This window comes from Vibrio sp. 10N.286.46.A8, from assembly GCF_041470165.1.
Taxonomy (GTDB): Bacteria; Pseudomonadota; Gammaproteobacteria; order Enterobacterales; family Vibrionaceae; genus Vibrio; species Vibrio tasmaniensis_A.
Genome location: NZ_JBFRLX010000126.1, coordinates 6,158 through 27,415, shown reverse-complemented (window position 1 = coordinate 27,415; position 21,258 = coordinate 6,158). Strand labels below are relative to the sequence as shown.

The following is a 21,258-nucleotide window of genomic DNA, read 5'->3' as shown; positions in this document are numbered from 1 at the left end:
GAAAACAGTATGTACAATATATCTTCGCCGCGCACCGTTATTGCTAGCGCTATTCTGACTATTATGGGCTCTTCATATTCTTATGCTGAAGAAATTCTGCCAGTAATGGAAGTGGTTGTTGTTGAGGCGACTAAATTCGATACTCCCTTAACACAAGTGAATAACTCTGTTGTAGTCAAAACAGGAGAGGAGCTCGAAAAAGCAGGTATCTATCAAGTAAAAGATCTGGAGATGGTGTTTCCTGGGTTACTCATACAAACTCGCGGGAATCGAACTTACGCCAACACCACCGTGCGTGGGATTAGTTCACCAGACTATTACTCTCCTGCCGTAAGTATTTATGTGGATGGTATCCTTCAGGATAATGCTTTTGTTACTCAGCCGCTTATTAACGTAGAAAAAGTTGAATTGCTGCGCGGCCCGCAAGGGACACTTTATGGTGGTAACGCGCAAGGCGGTGTAATTAACATCGTAACTCGTCGTGAAGTTGATTCCACAGAAGTTAAGACTTCAGCTTTATATTCTAATTTAAGTCAGCAAATTGATACTGTCGTATCTACCCGTTTATCAGACTCTCTTTCTGCGGATATTGCCGCCAGATACGTCTACGATGAAGGTGATATTAAGCATGCCGCTAGTGAAAAAAAAGACGCAAACGATGCGGATGAAAAATCGGTAAAAGTTCGACTTCATTACTTACCAAACGACTCCAAACTTAGCGCAACCCTATCTATTTCGACCGACAAACTTGATAGTCATGAAGAATGGTACCTCACTGAACGTGAACATGATTCTGGCGTAAAAGATGCGCCTATTCCTAAACTGAAGCGAGACGTAAATACTTTTGCTTTAAATCTTGGTTACGATTTAGGTTCATCACAAATCACGAGTATCACAGCTTATCAAACACGCGAAATAGATCGGAAATATGTATATGGCAACTACCAAGAAGATCAAAATAAGTTCAGCCAAGAATTGCGGTTAAATCAACAATACAATGATCGTTTTAGCTATGTACTCGGTGGCTACTTGGAATCTCGCCGTTTAGACGTTTCGGCAAACAGTGCACGAAACAAGTTGGATTATGACACTTACGCGTTGTTTGGGCAGGCAAACTACCAATTCGTACCACAGTGGGACTTAACGCTTGGAGCTCGAGCTTCATACCTAAAAGTAAATTCTAATTTTAACGGAAACCCAGCATGGGGGATTAACCCTTTTAACAAAGAGCAGACAGAATCGACTGTCTCGCCAAAAGCCGCAATTGGTTGGCAAGCGAATGAGCAAACTCGAATTTATGCATCGGTAACAAGTGGTTACCGCCCAGGGGGATACAACGTCGTCCCGTTAAGTAATGCAGATGCAAATGGTTATGATGCTGAAAATTCACTTAATGGTGAACTGGGGTGGCGCACCAGTTTTGCGAATCAAAAAGTCGATTTTAGTGGTGCATTGTACTGGATCAAAACGGAAGATATTCAGCTATATACTGGTACACCTGGCAATCAGACTCTCAAAAATATGGGGGAGGCTGTGAGCAAAGGTATTGAAACCGAGCTGGCATTTTACCTAACCGACGATCTCACGATAACCGCAGCGGGGACTTATGGACGTTCAACATTTGAATCAAACAATAGTACATTTGAAGGCAATCGACTGCCATATGCACCGGACACGACAGTAACATTTGGCTTCAACTATTACTTGCCAGTAACGGGAGTCCAAGGGGATATTTCGATCAATTCTCAAGCTCGCTATAATTCCAAGATTCACTTTAACGAAGCCAATTCACTATCGCAAAGCGCGTACACTTTGGTCGATTTATCAATTAACTATGACTATAACCAAGACCTGTCTATTTCGCTCTTTAGCAACAATATCACAGACAAAGAATACACCACCTACGCGTTCTCTTACGGACAAACCTACAGTAATTACGGTACTGGTAGAGAGATCGGTGTGAAAGCGAAATATGAGTGGTAGTGAAGCACATGGTTAGTACTCAAAGAATCAAACTCAAACCGTTGCTCGCCGTGTTGGCGAGCGTTTACACCATTCAAAGCCTGGTGAGTATGTTTACGCTACAAGGTTTACCCGCGGTCATGAAATATGAGGGGTTAAATACCTCCCAAATAGGGTTGTTCTACCTTGCGATGCTTCCTTGGGTTGCTAAATTTTTGTGGTCACCTTGGATTGAACGACAACGAAAAAAGGAGGGGAGCTTAAAAAATCACGCCGTTATTATCTTTGGTTCTCAACTGGTCTTGATTGCCATACTCGCCGCCCTTTGCATTATGGGGACTATAGAGAGTCAAATGACGCTCTTTGTTGGTGTATTTGTTATCAGCCTCTTTTCTAGCTTCGCCGATATCGCTACCGATGGTCTCGCGATTGATCAGTTGGAAGCAAAGAAAAGGTATTTAGGTAACGTAATGCAAGTTGGGGGATCGTATCTTGGTGCGGTTTTTGGTGGAGGGCTATTTATCTATGTTACTGCGCTGTTCGATTGGCAAACAGCACTGTTTGGTCTGGCTTTACTGACTTTATTATTCAGCATACCAACGCTTTCTTTGTTTTTTAATAGCCATAATCAACAGTACGTAACAGCAATACAGCCTTCTCTAAAAGCCTCATTTTCTAATCCTAAAGTTAGGCTTGGATTGATATTTGTTACCTTGTCACAACTTGGTACTCGAGGGGGGCTATCAATGATGATGCCCTTCTTGGTTGATAGTGGTATACAGCTAGAAAACTTGGGGCTTTTGGTTATCGGCGGCGGTGTTATTACTGGTTTGATTGGCGTTGTTTTAGGTGGGTGGCTGATCAAAAAAAGTAATGCACTCAAAGTCCTACTGCTGATGACCAGTTTTGAGGTCATAGCTTTTAGCTTTTATCTAGCATACGATCTAAATATCACTGGATTGGGGGGGGTAATCGCAGGCGTTTACGTAGTAAATGGTATCATTACTTCAGCGAAATTTGTCGCGCTTTACACTTTGATGATGGATTTTGCCGCAGGTAATCAGTCAGGTGTGAACTTCTCACTTTTTCAATCTATGGATATGTTTATAGCAATAGTGATGGCAATCGCGTGTGGCGTGTTAATTGACTCCTTGGGATATTCGGCACACTTTGAATTGATGCTCACCTTTAGCCTACTCGCAATATGCTTAATCCCTGTATTAAAACCAACCGGGAAGACAAACCTTGCTTCGCAAACCTAATCAAAGCTTTATCGTCAAAGGAGTCCAATTTTGAAAAGGGCTCTTTTCTCTGGCTGATCTACTTAGTTTAAAAATTAATATAAATGATACCTATTATCATTTATATTAATTGCTCTGGGGAGATGCTCACAAGAAACGACGAGGCTGTAAGAATGAGTAATATCGTGAAGAGCTTAAGCTTAGTTAGCGGCTTAGAGGGAACGCTTGATGTTGTAGCTCTCGATGATGGTGTGAATGCCTACATAGTTAACTGTAAAGCGACAATGGACATTCAATTCAACGACCCAGCAGATGCAGGGTTCTATATAAGCTTTGCTGGCACCAACTATGCCTACAGTCCCAAATATCCAGATTACCCAGCGGCATCTTTTGCTTCTCGATGTATTGCATCGCTTTTGCTTGAACCTGAACCAGTCAACCCAATTGAATTAGCCGAAGGAGGTCGAATTGAGAACATTCGAATCCACTTCCCGTTACACCATAGCTTGACTAAAAACTTACTTCCCCAAAGTGGAAAATCATCATTCAAACCTTTTGATCTTTATGAAACTGGTTGGCAGATGCCACTAACAGGGGAGGTCCTCAATGTTGCTAAATCAGTTTGGAGCAATAATTTTCAAGGTATTGCCCGGACGGTGTGGTTAAGAGGTAAAATATTGGAGTTATTAGCACTACTCATGGTGCATAAAGAACCTAAATCTCTAGCAGAGCAAGCCTGTGACCTTATCGCAACGCAACCTCATATCGATTGGAATATACCATGCCTATCTAAGGAGCTTGCAACCAATGAGTGTTATTTAAAGCAATCATTTAGAGAACAGTTCAACATGGGTGTTGCAAGCTGGATACAGGCTTATCGCATCAATCTTGCTAAAGAGCGTTTAACCAATTCTAATGAATCAATTACCAATATCGCCCTAGATTTGGGTTATCAAAGTGGTAGTTATTTTTCGAAGGTCTTCAAACAGCACTCCGGGCTTACGCCAAAAGCATTTCGAAGCCGTCTTCTGGAATAGTGATCTGTATTAAAAAAGCATTCTGTCAAAGTCTGATCAATCTCAACCATTCACGGCCCGACTCAACCATTCACTCCTCGTAATTACCATTCGTCGCATTGATAAAACGGCATGACAAATTCTAGTTAACCTTTCAACGTCAACATTTGAAAGGGATTAGAAATCATGACTACTTCACAATCATTAAATTCAGGCTCTACCACTTCTTTGCTTAAGCGTTCATTACTGATTGCACTTGTTTCATTCGCACCCACTTTGGCGCAGGCTAACCCAAGTTCAGACGTGCTCGATATCTACAACCAAGCCGCGCAAGGCAATGAAGACTTGGTTGAAGTAGCGTATGAACGCTTGAATGACACGTTACAACAAGATGGCGCGACGCCACTGACTTTGGTTTACCTCGGAAGCACAGAAACCCTGATGGGGCGTGATGCGTTCTTACCTTGGAATAAGATGAAGTATGTGGAAAAGGGTTTGTCGACCATTGATAAATCACTGGTGCTGCTTAAAGACGAAGACCAACCGATTCATGAGCAACCTCGTGTTCAAGGGCTGCCAGATTCTTACCTAACTCGCGCCATGGCCGCCGTTACTTACACCTCTCTGCCAGACATGTTTAACCATTTCGATCGTGGTTATGACTTGTTCCTCTCGTTACTTGCGGAAGATGATTTCCAGCAACAACATTTCGCTGCAACCTCGTGGATTTACCGTTATGCCATTACCGCATCGATTCGTGCTGAAGACTTCGAGCAAGCACAGGTGTGGCTTGAAAAAATGGAAAGTACCGATGCCGGAAACATCGAGACCATGACAGCGAAGGCCCTAATAGCCAAAGCCAAATAACAGCTGTGAAAGCTCAATTGCGGCTTGCGAGAGCTTGAGAATGGATCGGTAATAAGAGGACAACGAAATGATTGAATTTAAAGATATCGGCAAAGCATATGTCACGGGCGGTCAACGTGTTGATGCATTAAACGGGGTCGATGGACATATCCAACGTGGTGAAATGGTGGCGTTATGTGGGCCATCAGGTTCTGGCAAAAGCACACTTTTGAATATTCTTGGATTGTTGGATATGGATTACCGAGGCGAGATCAATATTGATGGAAAAGCGTATCCGACAGAGCAAATCGCCGCTGCACGTTTTCGTCGTCAGTCGTTGGGTTTTGTCTTTCAGCGCTTCAATCTGGTTCCTGTTATGACAGCGCTTGAAAACGTCGCTTACCCATTGATGTTGAACCAATGCTCGAAACAAGAGCAACAGGCCAGAGCACAACATATGCTGGAGCGTGTTGGATTGGGGGATTACGTTCATCATCGCCCAGACAACCTTTCAGGCGGCCAACAGCAACGTGTTGCGATAGCTAGAGCCCTTATCCATAACCCAAGCTTGGTGATTGCCGATGAGCCGACCGCTAGCTTAGACAGCCACACCGCCAACCTTGTGATCGATATCATGAAAGAGCTCGGCCACGAAATGGGCACGACTTTTATCGTCGCAACGCACGACCCAAGAATGGCGCAGCGTTGTGACCGAGTGATTGAGTTAATCGATGGCCAACTGGCTCCGCAAACTACAGCAACGGAGGCGATCTCATGGGCAAGTTAACACAAAGAATGAGCACGTTTTTACTTCCAACTTCGGTGCGTTTGGCGTGGCTTAACTTATTAAGAAATGGCCGTCGTAGTTTGCTTTCAGTGTTGATAATCGCGATTGCCGTATTTGCACTGACTAGTGCGGGTGGTTATGGGCTTTATACCTACGAATCTTTGAGAGAGTCGACCGCGCGAGATACTGGTCACCTTACTTTGAGCACGCCGGGTTATTTTGAACAAGACGAAGACATGCCGTTGAGCAATGGTCTGGATAATGCTCAAGCGCTAACCAAGAGCATCATTGGTGACAGCGACGTGCGTGGTGTGCAGCCTAGAGTCTATTTTAGTGGCTTGGTGTCTAACGGCAGCAAATCGACCATCTTTATGGGAACTGGCGTCAATGAGCGCGAGTTCGACATGAAAGGTCCTTTTCTTGATGTGCGCAGTGGTCAAACCCTATCGGATGTGAAGTCACCAAGATACGACAGCCAAGAACCACAAGTTATGCTGGGAACTGACCTTGCTCGTAACCTCAAAGTTGCGGTTGGTGATTGGGTGACACTGCTCGCGACCACCAGTGACGGTGCTTTGAACGCCTTAGATTTTAAGGTGCAGGGTATCTATTCGACGGGTGTGCCTGAACTAGATAAGCGTCAGCTTTACGTACATATCACTACTGCCCAAGAGCTTTTGGCCTCAGATAAAGTTAGCACCTTGTCGGTGTTCCTATTTGAAACCAACAAGACCTCGACTGTTCAACAGCGTATTCAAACTGCTTTAGATCGAAATAGCGCGAGCCAAAACGATCAAGGCACAGAGATCGAGATCACTCCGTGGCAAGATCGCGCGTTTTTCTACACCAAGGTTAAAGATCTTTACGACCGGATCTTCGGCATCATGGGTGCGGTGATGGCATTGGTGGTATTCGTGTCGCTGTTTAACACCATGACCATGTCGGTGACGGAACGCACTCGTGAAATCGGCACTTTGTCGGCACTGGGTAGTTACCCCTCTGAAATCGTCGCAGGCTTTTTAAAAGAGGCGGGGTTACTGGCACTGATTGGCAGTGCGATTGGCGCAATCGTGAGTGGCTTAGTGTCGGTGTTATTGCTGGTGGTTGATATACAAATGCCACCACCTCCGGGTCGAAGCGAAGGCTACCCACTCAACATTTACTTCTCATTAGAATTGGTTGGTTACGCCACCTTAGGTGTGCTGACGATATGTTTGCTGGCTGCTTATTTCTCTGCTCGCAAAGGCGTGAATAAGCCAATCACGGAGGCACTGGTTTATGTGTAAATTAACTCGTTCATTCAATATGTTAGGTTCTGTGTTGGTTTTAGCATCAGCTTTAACATCGGTATCAAGCTGGGCTGTCGATTCACAACAAGTCACGGAGATGATCGCCAAGGCGGATAGCTATCGCTTGAACAGTGCACAAGCATCTAAGGTGGTCTCTTTAGTGGCGTTATACCAAGACGAGCAACTGGATAAAACCCGTGAGTATAACGTCTATACAAGGCCAAACCGAGAGTCATTAGTGGTCTTTAAATCAGCTGTTGAGGCAGGTCAGAAGATGCTGATGATTGAAGATAATTACTGGCTGTTGATGCCGAAATCGCGCCGACCAATTCGTATCACACCGATGCAAAAATTGTTGGGTGAAGCCTCGGTGGGCGATATCTCGACACTCACTTGGAGCGAAGACTACCAAGGAGAGTGGGTTGCCGAGCAACAAGTTGAGATGCCGGCTGGCGAGAAACTCGATACCCATCACTTAAAGCTATCGGCGAAAACCAAGGGTGCCAGTTATCAATCGATTGATCTGTGGTTAACGGCAGACCGAGCGTTTCCAGTTAAAGCGGATCTGTATCTGCGCTCAGGAAAGCTAGCCAAGCAAGCTTGGTTTACTGAAGGCGAGCGTGATGGATTACCAACAGTGGTGTCGATGACCTTGCTCGATAAGATACAGCCAAGCAAGAAAACCGTGATTGAGTATCGCGAAGTGATTGAACAAAGCTTGGAAGACAAATACTACAACCCTGCTTACTTATCGCGTAACAGCGTGTCTGGGCTGTAGGTGAGCGTTATGAAAGCTTCCAATCACCGATTCCACATCAAGTCTTCAATCGCGACTTTGCTCGCCTTGTCTTGTGTGAGTAACACGATTCAAGCGGACGATCTGAGCTTGGCGTGGGACTGGCAATTGAGTGCAGAAGCCGTTGAATCGAGAGAGTCGCCATTCAGCCCTTTACCATCTGATAATCGTCAGTCTTTGAATGGCTTGTTGGATCTAGAGGTTGGATATGGTAATTGGCTTGGTCTGTTCGCAGTGAAAGCCAACGATATTCTAAGCAATAACCCTCAACAACAAGGCGCAAGCTTTGAATCTGAATTTATTGTGCGTGAGTTGTTCTGGCAAGGTGGTGTCGAGCTGTCTAATTCAGTCGTTGGTGATCACTACCTCGATGTCACGCTTGGCAAGGTTCGTTTGGATTGGGGCGTGGGTTATGGTTATCGACCGTTAGACATCATCAAGCCTTATCGACAAAATCCAGTGGGCATTGTCGCAGAAGAGGGCGCAGGTGTTGCCTCGGCGTCACTGTTCGATATGACAGGAGAATGGACACTGCTTTACAGTGATTCTTCGTGGACTTCTCAGGACGTGAATGGATTCGAAAAGCAGAATCAGCAACAAGGGTTTGGGGTACGTCGTTACAATCTAGTGGGCGATCATGAATATCAATGGGTCGCTTATTATGACGATGTACGCCACGGCTTACTTGGGGCGAGTTTAGTGTCGGTGTTGAACCTCGCTTGGGAGTTTCATAGCTCTGTTGTCTATCAACGACAAAGCCTTGGCTACAGCCAGCCTAACTCACTGCTTAAACCGGTTTATCTCGAAGAGCAGGGCGAGGCTTATCAAGCGTTAGCAGGATTAACATTGGCGAATGACACCGGCCACAATGTGGTGTTGGAATACTGGTTTGATAGCCGTGCTTGGAGTAACTCAGAATGGCAAAGTGCAATAGAAAGTGCAGAGTCTTTGTCGGTGAATCCGATGACATCTTCATTGGCAGGTTCTTATGCGCAAGGCTATCAGCACGCCAATTTGGTTCAACACAACATCATGTTTCACTGGTCTCTGGATTCGACACATGGCTGGCTTGAAGATATCACGCCAACATTCGATGTCATGCTGTCTCCCCAAGACGGCGGCTTTATTGCGACTCAATGGCTTAACTATCAGGCTTTAGATAATGGCGATTCATCATTGGATTTGGAACTTGCTGCACGCTTTCTAGGCGGTAAAAGTGATTCTGCTTACGCCAACTTACCCGATAGTCATATGATTCTCTTAAATATCAAAGGACGATTTTAATGGACACTTCATCACACAGTCGGTTTTCATGGATTAAAAGCTTCGCGTTCACCACGCTATTTTGTGTTCTTATTGCGATAACAACCCATACGATTTGGGGCGGCGGATTAACGGTTAACCTGGCAATCAGTTTTGGCTTTGGTTACAGCGCGGTAGGTTCTTCTTTCATCTTGGTGAAGTTGTTTAAGAGGACATCCCGAACGCTTGAAGTGGGTATCTCAATGGTGTTCGCGATGACATTTGGTACCTTGAACGCGCACTATTGGTTGAACGGATATTTTGGATCCAATATCTCGGACCTTAAATCTGTGGTGTTGCTCGGTGTGATTTTCTGTTCGGTTTGTTATTACTATTTCTATACCCGAGAGCAACAACTGCGCGCTGATAACGAATTGGAAGTGGCCAAGCGTCGTCAGGCCGATCAAGAAAAGGTGGTGGTGCTGAGTCAGCTTAAGCAACTGCAAAGCCAAATTGAACCGCACTTCTTATTCAACACACTTGCGACCATCAATGTGTTGATAGAGAGTGATAGCGCGAAAGCCAAGTTGATGCTCGAAAAGCTCACCGACTTGTTGCGTGTGACCTTGAAAAACAGCCGCACTGAGCAATCGACCATCGCACAAGAGGTCGACTTGTTAGACGCTTATCTTAATATCCAAAAGATACGTTTGGGTGAGCGCTTAGCGTTCTCGATTGAAACACACGAGATTAGCGATTTGCAGGTGATTCCCCCGTTCTTGATTCAACCCTTGGTCGAGAATGCACTCACGCACGGTATCGAACCCAAAGCGGCGGGTGGCCAAGTGAATATCCGTATTACTCAACAAGCCGAGCAGTTGAAGATTGAAGTGTCAGACAGTGGTGCAGGGTTGAAAACACCTTCTGCGAATACGGGGCATGGTGTTGGGTTAAGCAATATTCGTCAAAGAATTGAAACCCTTTATGGCGATAAGGCGAGCCTAACGATTACTGAACAAGCTGAGGGAGGGGTAGTCTCTACGATCTTGTTACCACTGACTGACGCAGCCGCTTAGAATTACAGACCAGAAAGCACAGAACAGTGACGAAAAATAGACGATTTACAGTGTGAATTTAAAGGACTAACCATGAACTACCCAGCAATACAGCCGAGCGTAACGGCGATTATCGCAGACGATGAAGCACTGTTAAGGCACCATCTCGACAAGAGTTTGGCTGAGGTTTGGCCGGAGTTAGAGATCGTCGGTAAGGCACAAAACGGTTTGGAGGCGATGCAAAGTATTCAGCAGCTTAAGCCCGACGTGGCTTTTCTCGATATTCGTATGCCTGAACTGGATGGAATATCACTAGCGAAACAACTCAACAAGCTAGATTCGCCGCCATTGATTGTGTTCATTACGGCTTATGACGAATACGCAGTTAAAGCCTTTGAACATAATGCGATGGATTACCTGCTGAAGCCAATCAACGAAGAGCGTCTACTCGCTACCTGTCAGAAGGTTCAAGTACGTCTGTCGAGCAATCAAACACAATCAGGTATTACGGCAGAACAGCCCGATATCACGGCGTTAATGGCTCAGCTTCAACAGTTATCACAATCGACGTTACAGCAAACGCAGCCTCCTTATCTATCGCAGCCCCTTTATCAACAGCAGAAGAAACATCTCACGTGGCTCAAAGCCAGTGTCGGAGAAGACATTCACCTTATCGCCGTCGATGATGTTGCTTACTTCAAAGCGGAAGACAAGTACGTGTCGATATTCAAAAAAGGCCAAGGCGGTTTGCTAGAGGAGTTTATTCTTCGCGTGTCGCTAAAAGAGTTGATCGCCCAGCTTAACCCAGATGAGTTTTGGCAGATTCACCGCTCGGTGGTGGTTAAAGTGTCGGCCATTGATAAGGTGAAGAAAGGGCTCTCTGGCCAAATGTCGGCGTATGTGTCAGGCGAAAAGCTACCGATCAGCCGCGCCTCGCAAGCCCTGTTTAAGGGAATTTAATAAATCAGTTTTAAGGGATGTGAAATCACCCGATCTATAACCTATGACTATCAGATTGTGTAATTTATAAAGTTGACAGTTTCATGCATGTTTAGATTGTCTCTCAAAATTTAAATGACTGAATTTATATAAAATTATTATGCTATTGCGATCGAATATATTGGAGGAAAGCCCTTCAAAGAGATCGTTATGAAAGCATACTATTTAGTCGTCGTATTGAGCTCCACATTGCTAGGTTGCAGCTCTACTCCTCAACAACAAACGTTATTGAAATCCGATCCATACTGGGTCAAAGGAGAGTTAGATAACGGATTAACCTACCATGTCTACCCTGACCAAGAACAACCGGTCTCGGTACGCTTACTCGTGCATGCCGGATCTTTGCAAGAGAGCGAACAACAGAAAGGGTACGCCCACTTTGTTGAGCATATGGCGTTTAATGGCAGCAAGAACTTTTCAGGAAATGAGGTGGTCGAGCTATTTGAGCAATCTGGTGCCAGTTTTGGTGCAGACTTAAATGCTTACACCTCTTATCAAGAAACCCTCTATAAGTTAGATCTACCTGACAATAAGAATTTAGATAAAGCGCTGGCTTGGTTTAGAGACATTGGCGATGGTTTACTGCTGTCCGAAGCTGAAATTGAAAAAGAGAAAGGTGTGATACTTGGGGAGTTTCGATACACGCGAGTTGAAGATAAACCTCTCTCGTTTAAATTCTACGATCATCTGGTTGAAGGGACGACTTACCAAAGTAACGATCCTATTGGCAATAAAGAATCCGTTTCTAAAGCGAATGTTCAAGAATTAAAGAACTATTACCAAACCTGGTATCAACCTCAGTTAACCGAAGTGATTGTCTCTGGTGATATCACATTGGCAGAAGTGATCCCTTTGATTGAAGAGACTTTCTCTGATTGGCAAAGAGGCACAACACCGGTTCCCGTGAAGAACACGTCAGTGGATTACAATACTCAAGATTTTGTGGCGTATGGATCTGGTGTCGAGCCACCGAGCATCGGGATAGTCATTGACCGTGGGGAAAGAGTGATACAGAGCCATGAGCAACAACATCAGCTTTGGTTAGATGATATTGCTCAACAACTTATCCAACAAAGGTTGAATTCTGACTTTGTTGACGCTGCGTTACCTGTGCAGTGGGCTGCTTCAACACCCTACTTATTAGAATACCAAAGGTATTCGATTACTACCGTCGGTTTTCCTGTTAATAGCCGAGAGCAAAGTCAGCAGCAGTTTGTTTCTACTCTCGCCTCTTTGCGTGACTATGGCGTAAGTGAATATGAGTTGGCGAGTGTGCTTCAGCAATACCAAGCGAACCTTGACGACATTCAACTAAACTGGGATCAAATGGATGCTGTGGCTCATGCTGATGGTAAATCGACAGCATTGGTGATTAACCAACCCGTTCAATCACAGCTTGATTATAAGTCGAGCTTGAAAACGTTTCTTGCGAATACGGATCTCGAGGCCGTGAATGATAACTTAGATGATTTGCTTTCCAGCCCTTATATTTTGGGGTTAGGTTTATCGTCTAAGGAAGACATGCTAGCAATGGATAACGAGCTAAAAGATGTCAGAAAATCCTATAAAAAGACAGGTAATAAACCACTGCTTGTTACCGCAAGTTCTGCGTTTAGCGTGCCAGAATCTCAAGGCGACATTGTGAAACAACTTCAGGTGAGCGAGGATCCTAACTTACAACAATGGACATTGAGTAATGGTATTGAGGTTTGGTATTTACGAAACCCTGAGGTGGGTAATAATGTTGGTGTTTATTATGCGAGTGAAGGTGGAAAAGCAGCACTAGATTCTTCTTTATTTCCTGCATCAGAGGTGGCGATTTCGGCATCGATCCGTAGTGGTGTTGGTAAATTCAGTGGATCGGAATTAAATACCCATTTGAAACGCAAAGACATCCAAATTTATTCCTTCATCAACTTTACTCATCATGGGCTGGAAATAAGCACTAAGAAAAAGACGCTCGCAGAAGGCTTAGCTGCGCTGTATACCATTGTGACCGAACCTAAAATTGACAGCGATCAGCTTGAGGCTGTGAAATCTGCATTTGCACAAGATCGCACGGCTTATCTAGAAACACCAGTGGGTCAGTTTATGAAAATGGTTAACCATAATAGTTATCAAGATAGCAGTCGTCATATCATGCTGGAAAGTGAAGATATTGAAGCCGTGACATCTCAAGATATACTTGACGTTCAGCACCAACTCTTTCAGAAGTTAAGAGACAATACGCTTGTCATCGTTGCTGATATTAAACCATCTGAAATTAAGCCTCTCGTACGCCAATATGTTGCTTCATTGCCATTGGAAGCCGTTGTGTCTCCTGACTATCAAGTTGCCTATAGCACTGATTCGAAAGAACGAATCGATATATCTATCAATAATGAAGACAGCAGCCAGTACTTATTACGTATTATTTCTCAGCAAGCTCGAGAGAAAACAGCAAAGGATGTGTTCATGGACGATATGCTGCAGCGTGTATTGTCGAGCCGCCTAACGGCTTACGTTCGTGAAGAGTTAGGCTTGGATTATGCGCCTTTTGTGTATTCGGTATCTCAAGACAGTGAGCCAAGTTATGACTGGTTGGTCGGCTCTTTAGCTGCGCCTGAGAACTCAGATAAGATAGAACAGGCGATTGATAAAGTTATTGCTGAAGCCGTTAAAGGCATTTCTGAAGGTGAGACTCGAACCGCAGCTAAACAGCTAGTGGCTGACCTCACGCCACTTCAATATAAGCCCACGCAACAAGCTTGGTTTATTTCACGTTACATAATTCATGACTATGGTGTTGAGGCACTGTTTGACTTACAGGGAACGACAGATTCAATTTCTAGTAAAGATATGACGGAGTATGCTAAAGAAATTTTTGGAGATAACAGCTACCAGTTGAAGAATTTGTTAAGGCCACAAAGTTAAGCTGATTGAGTAAAGTGACTTTTCAGAAAAGTCGCTTTCACCCTGAATATATGATGTCGAATCTAAGCCAAATGCACCGTCATTTGGCTTTTTTATTTGGGTTAGGGTTAGTCTTTAAACTCGTTACTTTTTAATTCATCACTTTCAAGCTTGTCACTTTTAAACTAGTTACTGACTTTTAAATGCTCGTAATTTGCGCCTTATATAACTGAGTGCAATTTATAAAATAAAGATCCAGATCACAAAGATACTCATTCGGTTCAGTATTAAATAATAATCATTAACTCAAGCTGTATATTGTCGATGAATGACATTAAGAGGTTGTTATGAAAACATATTATTTAGCGACGGCAATATGCCTTACCTTGGTTGGCTGTAGTTCAACATCCAAAACGACTGACACCTTCATCCAACCGGACCCGGCTTGGACTTCAGGCCAACTAGATAATGGCTTTACCTATCATGTTTACCCTGATCATGAAGCGCCAGTTTCTGTTCGTTTAGTCGTACATGCAGGCTCTATTCAAGAAACTCGTCAACAAGAAGGTTATGCGCATTTTGTCGAACACATGGCATTTAATGGCAGTAAGAACTTCTCGCAAAACGATGTGATTCGACTATTTGAAGATGCAGGTGCTAGTTTTGGTGATGATATTAATGCTTATACCTCTTATGAAGAGACGGTATATGAGCTAGATTTACCCGATAACGTCCAATTACAGTCAGCCCTAACGTGGATGCGAGACATCGGTGATGGATTGGATCTCGCCAGTTCAGAAGTTGAAAAGGAAAAGGGAGTGATTCTTGGTGAGTTTCGTATGGCTCGTCTTGATGATAAATCATTCTCAGAAGTGTTTCATGACCACTTTATTGAAGGTAGCCCGTATGAATATCAAGACGCATTGGGAACTAAAGAATCGGTTGTAAATGCCACTTCTCAAACCCTAACCGACTTTTACCAGACTTGGTATCAACCACAAATCGTAGAGCTCGTTGTCTCGGGTGATGTGGATATCGAAACCGTGATCCCATTAATCGAAGCGAAGTTTTCTAGCTGGCAGCGTGGTGAAACGCCTAAACCATTAAAACAGAAAGTCACCACTTTCAACGAAGGTGACTATGTTGAGTATACGAAGAGAGAAGCCCCAAGTATTGCATTGGCGTTTAACCGAGGTTCAAACACCATTGAAACTCACGATCAACAGCACCAACGTTGGTTGGATGAAACCTCCCAGTTATTGATTCAACAACGACTCGAGGCGGTATTTAATGATGCGGCTTTGCCTACTCAATGGATAGCGTCAGACAGGCTTGAAATAGGCGCTCTGCTTTATTTATCAACAAGCATTGGGTTTCCAGTCGGAAGTCGTGAAGTGACACAGCAAAAGATGCTCTCGACGTTGGCATCATTACGTGATTACGGTGTGTCGGAGGCGGAGATCGTCGGTGAGCAGCACTACTACCAAAACTTACTCGATAATATTGAGCATGATTGGGATAAAGAAGATGGTGTCGATCACGCGAACAACAAAGCAAGTGCTTTAGTGACTGGCCGAATCGTTCAATCACAGAAAGATTATCAGGCCAGTATGGGAGATTTCATTTCCAACTTCAGTCTTAAAGCGATTAATGACAATATAAAAAGCATACTTTCTGGTGATTATTTCATGATCATTGGCATGAATAAGACTGAACATAGAGCCGAAATCAACAATTCTTTAGATAGCTTAAAAGCCACTTATAGCCAGGTGGGAAACGCGCCGTTGGTTGCTGCGGCGGGCAGCACTTTTGCTGTGCCGAGTTCGCAAGGCGATATTGTGTTGGTTGAACAAATATCTGTCGACCCATACATTCAAAAATGGACGTTAAGTAATGGCGTTGATTTGTGGTACTTGCGTGATTCTCTTGCTAGTGATGACGTAGGTATTTACTACACAAGCTTAGGTGGTAAGGCGGCTCTAGATCCTAGTCTCTATCCAGCGACAGAGCTGGCTCTTGCTGCTATCGGTAGAAGTGGCGTTGGTGATTTTACTGGAACGGAGCTTGATGCCCACCTTGATCGTGAAGATATTCAGGTTTATCCGTTTATCGATTCTACTCGTCATGGCGTCGAAATTAGACTCAACAATAGCGGCTTAGGTGAAGCTTTTGCCGCACTCAACGCGATCGTTACATCGGTTAAAGTATTACCAGATCAACTTGAGGCGGTTAAACAAGAGTTTATTCAAAATCGAGAATCCTACTTAGCAAGCTCTGCTGGTCAGTTCACTTATGCTATAAATCAAAACACGTATCAAGCGAACAGCGATCATGTGTTACTCGATGGTAAAAGTGTAGAAGCTGTTACCATCGAGGATGTAAAAAATGTGCATCAACAGTTATTCGGTCAATTGCGAAATAACCAACTGGTTATTGTGGGCGATATTGACCCAAGTGAGCTGAAACCTCTCGTTCGACAATATTTGGCTTCTATTCTGTTGGAAAAAGCCGACGTGCCTGACTTTAACGTCGAGTATAAGCACCCATCTAAAGCGATCATTGATCTGGAGGTCAACAGTGCCAATAGTACCGAGTATACGCTAAGAGTGATTGCTGAACCTTCCGCTAGTACTAGTGTGGTAAGGGGGCAAACTGCGAAAGATGTCTTTATGGAAGACTTACTGCTACGCGTACTTGCTACTCGTTTAGACACTTACATACGTGAAGATTTAAGTCTAGATTACTCACCTTATGCTTACTATGCATCTCAAGATGGTGAAACTAGCCATGACTTGTTTATTGGATCGATGATTGACCCTAAAAATGTCGATAAGATAGAAGTTGCGATTGATAAAGTGGTTGCAGATCTTTTACTCGGTGTTTCACTAGGCGAACTTCAAGTTGCGGGCAAGCAATTAGAAGGGGATTTTACGCCTTTAGATGATAGCACTATTGACCAAGCATGGTACGTCTCTCGCTATCTTTTGTACGACTATGGCATAGAAGCTTTGTTTAACGTGAAAGCGACGGTTAACTCGATTTCTCGTGAAGACATGAATCAACTTATCCAACGTATTTTTGGTGAGAACAGCCGTAAGGTTAAGAACATCATGCGTCCTAAAGCCTAAAGCCTAAAGCCTAAAGCCTAAAGCCTAAAGCCTAAAGCCTAAAGTAGAGCGTGAAAACGATAGCCAAAAGTGCTTCGACAAATACCCCATTAAAGCCAAGCATTCATTGCTTGGCTTTTTGTTTTTTGACGACTTTGGATGCGTGAATACAGCGCTAGGAGGTCAGCAATTGTCAGCGTAGTGTCAAATGTGTTCTGTTGTGTTTCTAAATCAATTGTAACTTTCATAGCTGTTATATATTGTCGCAGTGTTTACCATTCAGGATTATTGTTAATTGCTTAAACTAGGTACCCGATTAGTGTTAATGTTGTTTTTACTGAGCTTTGGCTTAGTGAATTCTAACGGCTATTCGTTTCCTTCTAAGCCATTCCAAATTCATTCGGCTCAAGAGCAATCTTCGCAGAATGAACAATCTTCCTCGATAAAACAGTGTAAACAAGCCACTACGGATAATCCGTCGAGCTACTTAGAGTGCGATAAGGTTCCGTTTGGTGCCGTGCCTTATGGTGACAGTTCCAACTATCATGACACCGAGTCGAGCCTCCAAGCTGCAAACTTCAGACGTATGCTCAGTAACGAGCAAGAAAGCGTGGCCGATCTTGAGCCTGCTTATCATCTACTGATCGACTTTTCACCCCCTTCATTACTGGCTTCTCTGCTCTTCAACACGCCGTTGTTGGATTCCAAGCAGCACTGGACCAGCATTGTGAGTTCTCCGTCCTCCCGGCTTTCTGGGTGGAAAGAGGGCAACATTCAATACTCGCATTTCCGAGAACTTCTTAGCTAATCGTTTGACCTTAAATTGGTCGTATCGATGATCGCCTCGCGCTCGTTGAACTCGCCAATTAACCCAATATAGCGACACACAATTATTAGCCTCACTATTACTCAATCAGTTTGCTCTGGTTGTGACTAGTCGTCGCTCGTGTTCGCAAAACATTAGTTATACCAATCGCAGTAAATAACTGGTCACCCTAGCTGGTTAAAATGCTCGATCACTGCTTTATTCCGGCGCTATTTTTGAGCACGTGTTTACGGTGATTGGTAAAAAGAAGAGATCTTGACTGTGAAAAAACGCATTCCAAGAAAACAAATTAACCACTACTCAAAGTGGAAATACGTGGTGCTTATCGCCACCATCATCATCATGATTCTAAGCGCTCTACCTTCTTGGTTTGGCGAAGACGCCTCGGTTCAAATCAGTAACCGTTCTGAGCAGACGATCGACGCTACTCAAGTGACGCAATATCTTGCTAGCGAAGGCATTCAAGCCAAATCAGCCTTTCAAAAAGACAAACGTTTAGTGGTGATCTTAGAAGATGCGGAGCAACAAGCGAAAGCCAAAGAAGTGCTTAATGAGCGCTTCCTCGACAACGCGACGGTTGCGCTTGCTATGGAGCCTGCAGCACCTAAATGGCTGACTGACATGGGCTTTGCGCCGATTCAGCTAGGTCTTGATTTACGTGGTGGTGTGCAGTTCTTATTAGAAGTGGACATGGAACCGGTTTACCACGCACAAGCGCAAGCGATGGTCGACGAGGTGACCAGTCAGGTGCGTTATGCACGCGGTAAAGTGGTCAACAACCAAGTTCAGTTTGATTTCCGTACCGACGCCGATTTCGAAAAAGCACAAAAACTGATTCGTGAAGAGTTCCCGCATTGGCTGCGTGATCGTTCAGATAAGTCACTGACGTTAACTCAGTCTGAAGAAGAGCAAAGAACGTTCCGCAACCTAACCGTTCAACAAAACCTGCAAATCATGCGCAGCCGTATTGAAGAATTAGGCATCACAGAAGCATCGATTCAACGCCAAGGTGAAAGCCGTATTCGTATTGAATTGCCAGGTGTTCAAGACCCTGCAGCAGCAAAAGACGTGATTGGTGCAACCGCATCTTTGGCGTTCTACTCTGTTTACGACAATGCAACGCGCAATACTCAAACACTGAAAGATTCAGATGGCAATCGTGTCGTTGTCGCTCGCAAAGCAGTACTGAGCGGTGAACACATTATCGATGCTCGTAGTGGCATTGGTGAGATGGGCAGCGCAGAAGTAAATATTACCCTAGATTCTTCTGGTGGTAAGAAAATGTCTGAGTTTTCACGCCATAATATCGGTAAGCCAATGGCAACCGTGTACAGCGAATACAGTCGTGATAGAGCGGGCAACAGCAAGCAAGACAGTGAAGTGATCAGTGTGGCAAACATCCAGTCTCAACTGGGTAGTCGTTTCAGAATTACTGGTGCTGGCAGCTTGGCTGAAGCACAAGAGCTTGCGTTACTGCTACGTGCAGGTTCATTGACTGCGCCAGTGACCATCATTGAAGAACGTACTATTGGCCCATCTTTGGGTGCTGAAAACGTAACTAACGGCTTTGCTGCTTTGGCACTTGGCCTTGGCCTTACGCTAACGTTTATGGCGCTATGGTACCGCCGCTTAGGTTGGATCGCGAACGGCGCATTGGTGGTTAACATGACCACATTGTTTGGTTTGATTGCGCTGCTACCGGGTGCGGTATTAACTCTGCCGGGTATTGCGGGTTTAGTACTGACCGTTGGTATGGCGGTGGACACTAACGTGCTTATCTTCGAGCGTATTCGAGACAAGATGAAAGAAGGGCGCAGCTTTGCTAGCTCTATCGATCGTGGTTTCGATAGCGCATTCTCGTCAATTTTCGATGCTAACGTCACCACCATGATCGTTGCTGTGGCTCTATATACCATTGGTAATGGACCGATTCAGGGCTTCGCTCTGACACTGGGCTTAGGTCTTCTAACCAGTATGTTTACGGGCATTTTTGCTTCACGAGCGATCATCAATTTGGTTTGGGGGCGTGACCAACGCCACGACGTAAGGATTTAAGCATGAGTATTTCAAATATGACTATTTCAAACAGCAGCATGACTCGCCTTCGTAAGGTGATGTCTGTGATTTCTATTGTGCTGTTCATGAGCTCTGTGATGCTGGTGGCAGTGAAAGGTTTTAACTGGGGCTTGGACTTTACTGGCGGTGTGGTTGCCGAGGTTCAACTCTCTGATCAAGTAACCAAAGATGCGTTAAAAACCAAACTTGATACGGCTTTCCAACAAGACGTACAAGTGGTTGGTATGGCAGAACAGGATCGCTGGACAATTCGTTACAGCCAACTGACAGACGCGCCACAGCCAAACTTAGTGGATGCTTTGTCTTCTGTAAGTGACCAAGTAAAAGTACTGAACAGCAGCGTGGTTGGCCCTCAGGTGGGTCAAGACATGGTTGACCAAGGTGGCTTGGCGGTATTGGTGTGTTTCCTAATGATCATGCTGTACCTGAGTGTACGATTTGAATGGCGTTTGGCACTTGGTGCTCTTGCTGCAATCATTTACGACGTGACGCTTATCTTAGGTTTGTTCGCCTTTACTCAGTTTGAGTTCAATCTGACCGTGTTGGCGGCCGTGTTAGCGATTCTCGGTTACTCATTGAATGACTCGATCATCATCGCCGACCGTGTACGCGAAATGCTGCGCGGCAACCCAAACGGTGATACTGATAACCTGCTTAACGAATCGGTTAAAGCGACCTTCTCACGCACCATGGTGACTTCAGGAACAACGCTAATTACCGTATCTGCGCTTTGGCTACTGGGTGGAGCCGCGCTGCAAGGTTTCGCGATTGCACTGGTTGTAGGTATTGTCAGCGGTACGTGGTCTTCCGTTTCGGTCGGTATCACACTGCCCAAGTTACTTGGCCTACAGCCTTGTCACTATCAGGTGAAACCAGTAGTAGAAGTTGAGGGTGAGTATCCTTAGTTTCCTGATTGCTTAAGTTTTCTAATTGGATAGCGCTCAGCCTTAGTCCTCATTGACTAACGAGTGAGTTCAGCAAAGCCTTTCGTTTGTAGCAAGACGAAGGGCTTTATTTTTTATAAGAGTCAGTCAGTTAGTTAAAAGAGAGGCTATTTCAAAAAAACAATGGATTGAGCAGGCGAGCCCCAATTATATGAAGTATGTTTAGATGACGTCAGTAGA

15 protein-coding genes are annotated in these 21,258 nt (G+C 44.5%); all 15 read left to right on the top strand.

Going from position 1 to position 21,258, the window contains the following annotated elements:
* Positions 1 to 9 precede the first annotated feature (9 nt).
* The 15 genes from AB4232_RS13405 (at position 10) to secF (ending at position 21,039) form a co-directional block, all read left to right on the top strand.
* Positions 10 to 1,983, top strand: a complete 1,974-nt coding sequence (locus AB4232_RS13405) for a TonB-dependent receptor (protein ID WP_135381081.1) — start codon at positions 10 to 12, stop codon at positions 1,981 to 1,983.
* Between the two features lie 8 nt (positions 1,984 to 1,991).
* Positions 1,992 to 3,224 (top strand): MFS transporter, encoded by a 1,233-nt coding sequence (locus AB4232_RS13400; protein WP_346762917.1) that lies wholly within the window; start codon positions 1,992 to 1,994, stop codon positions 3,222 to 3,224.
* Between the two features lie 152 nt (positions 3,225 to 3,376).
* Entirely contained in the window at positions 3,377 to 4,240 is an 864-nt protein-coding gene (locus tag AB4232_RS13395) for an AraC family transcriptional regulator (RefSeq protein ID WP_135381077.1), read from the top strand.
* Between the two features lie 165 nt (positions 4,241 to 4,405).
* Positions 4,406 to 5,086, top strand: coding sequence for a hypothetical protein (locus AB4232_RS13390; RefSeq protein ID WP_372087319.1), 681 nt, complete (start codon positions 4,406 to 4,408; stop codon positions 5,084 to 5,086).
* A gap of 67 nt (positions 5,087 to 5,153) precedes the next feature.
* Positions 5,154 to 5,852 carry an ABC transporter ATP-binding protein gene (locus AB4232_RS13385; RefSeq protein WP_135442256.1) on the top strand — a complete coding sequence of 233 codons (699 nt, stop codon included), beginning with the start codon at positions 5,154 to 5,156 and terminating at the stop codon, positions 5,850 to 5,852.
* A complete protein-coding gene (locus AB4232_RS13380) occupies positions 5,840 to 7,138 on the top strand; it encodes an ABC transporter permease (protein ID WP_372087318.1) in 1,299 nt (432 codons plus the stop codon). Before AB4232_RS13385 ends, AB4232_RS13380 begins: the two co-directional genes overlap by 13 nt.
* On the top strand, positions 7,131 to 7,919 hold the full coding sequence (locus tag AB4232_RS13375; RefSeq protein WP_372087317.1) for an outer membrane lipoprotein-sorting protein: 789 nt from the start codon (positions 7,131 to 7,133) through the stop codon (positions 7,917 to 7,919). Before AB4232_RS13380 ends, AB4232_RS13375 begins: the two co-directional genes overlap by 8 nt.
* Positions 7,920 to 7,928: 9 nt before the next feature.
* Positions 7,929 to 9,221: a hypothetical protein gene (locus AB4232_RS13370; RefSeq protein WP_372087316.1), complete on the top strand. Its 1,293-nt coding sequence runs from the start codon at positions 7,929 to 7,931 to the stop codon at positions 9,219 to 9,221.
* Positions 9,221 to 10,255 (top strand): sensor histidine kinase, encoded by a 1,035-nt coding sequence (locus AB4232_RS13365; protein ID WP_372087315.1) that lies wholly within the window; start codon positions 9,221 to 9,223, stop codon positions 10,253 to 10,255. The genes AB4232_RS13370 and AB4232_RS13365 overlap by 1 nt, the downstream gene beginning before the upstream one ends.
* A 72-nt stretch (positions 10,256 to 10,327) precedes the next feature.
* The gene (locus tag AB4232_RS13360; RefSeq protein ID WP_372087314.1) at positions 10,328 to 11,194 is read left to right on the top strand and encodes a LytR/AlgR family response regulator transcription factor; all 867 of its coding nucleotides are present in this window, start codon (positions 10,328 to 10,330) and stop codon (positions 11,192 to 11,194) included.
* Between the two features lie 189 nt (positions 11,195 to 11,383).
* Positions 11,384 to 14,146 carry a M16 family metallopeptidase gene (locus AB4232_RS13355; RefSeq protein WP_372087313.1) on the top strand — a complete coding sequence of 921 codons (2,763 nt, stop codon included), beginning with the start codon at positions 11,384 to 11,386 and terminating at the stop codon, positions 14,144 to 14,146.
* Between the two features lie 326 nt (positions 14,147 to 14,472).
* Positions 14,473 to 17,253 carry an insulinase family protein gene (locus tag AB4232_RS13350; protein ID WP_269335341.1) on the top strand — a complete coding sequence of 927 codons (2,781 nt, stop codon included), beginning with the start codon at positions 14,473 to 14,475 and terminating at the stop codon, positions 17,251 to 17,253.
* A gap of 304 nt (positions 17,254 to 17,557) precedes the next feature.
* Entirely contained in the window at positions 17,558 to 18,040 is a 483-nt protein-coding gene (locus AB4232_RS13345) for a hypothetical protein (RefSeq protein WP_372087323.1), read from the top strand.
* A 273-nt stretch (positions 18,041 to 18,313) separates the two neighbouring features.
* Positions 18,314 to 20,113: a protein translocase subunit SecD gene (gene secD / locus AB4232_RS13340; RefSeq protein ID WP_372087312.1), complete on the top strand. Its 1,800-nt coding sequence runs from the start codon at positions 18,314 to 18,316 to the stop codon at positions 20,111 to 20,113.
* Between the two features lie 2 nt (positions 20,114 to 20,115).
* On the top strand, positions 20,116 to 21,039 hold the full coding sequence (secF, locus tag AB4232_RS13335) for a protein translocase subunit SecF (RefSeq protein WP_371726854.1): 924 nt from the start codon (positions 20,116 to 20,118) through the stop codon (positions 21,037 to 21,039).
* Positions 21,040 to 21,258 lie beyond the last annotated feature (219 nt).

Coding starts and splice junctions, on each gene's coding strand:
- AB4232_RS13350 (WP_269335341.1), top strand. CDS start 14,473: ATGAAAACATATTATTTAGCGACGGCAATATGCCTTACCTTGGTTGGC.
- AB4232_RS13400 (WP_346762917.1), top strand. CDS start 1,992: ATGGTTAGTACTCAAAGAATCAAACTCAAACCGTTGCTCGCCGTGTTG.
- AB4232_RS13370 (WP_372087316.1), top strand. CDS start 7,929: ATGAAAGCTTCCAATCACCGATTCCACATCAAGTCTTCAATCGCGACT.
- AB4232_RS13405 (WP_135381081.1), top strand. CDS start 10: ATGTACAATATATCTTCGCCGCGCACCGTTATTGCTAGCGCTATTCTG.
- AB4232_RS13360 (WP_372087314.1), top strand. CDS start 10,328: ATGAACTACCCAGCAATACAGCCGAGCGTAACGGCGATTATCGCAGAC.
- AB4232_RS13385 (WP_135442256.1), top strand. CDS start 5,154: ATGATTGAATTTAAAGATATCGGCAAAGCATATGTCACGGGCGGTCAA.
- AB4232_RS13380 (WP_372087318.1), top strand. CDS start 5,840: ATGGGCAAGTTAACACAAAGAATGAGCACGTTTTTACTTCCAACTTCG.
- secF (WP_371726854.1), top strand. CDS start 20,116: ATGAGTATTTCAAATATGACTATTTCAAACAGCAGCATGACTCGCCTT.
- AB4232_RS13395 (WP_135381077.1), top strand. CDS start 3,377: ATGAGTAATATCGTGAAGAGCTTAAGCTTAGTTAGCGGCTTAGAGGGA.
- AB4232_RS13375 (WP_372087317.1), top strand. CDS start 7,131: ATGTGTAAATTAACTCGTTCATTCAATATGTTAGGTTCTGTGTTGGTT.
- AB4232_RS13355 (WP_372087313.1), top strand. CDS start 11,384: ATGAAAGCATACTATTTAGTCGTCGTATTGAGCTCCACATTGCTAGGT.
- AB4232_RS13390 (WP_372087319.1), top strand. CDS start 4,406: ATGACTACTTCACAATCATTAAATTCAGGCTCTACCACTTCTTTGCTT.
- AB4232_RS13365 (WP_372087315.1), top strand. CDS start 9,221: ATGGACACTTCATCACACAGTCGGTTTTCATGGATTAAAAGCTTCGCG.
- AB4232_RS13345 (WP_372087323.1), top strand. CDS start 17,558: ATGTTGTTTTTACTGAGCTTTGGCTTAGTGAATTCTAACGGCTATTCG.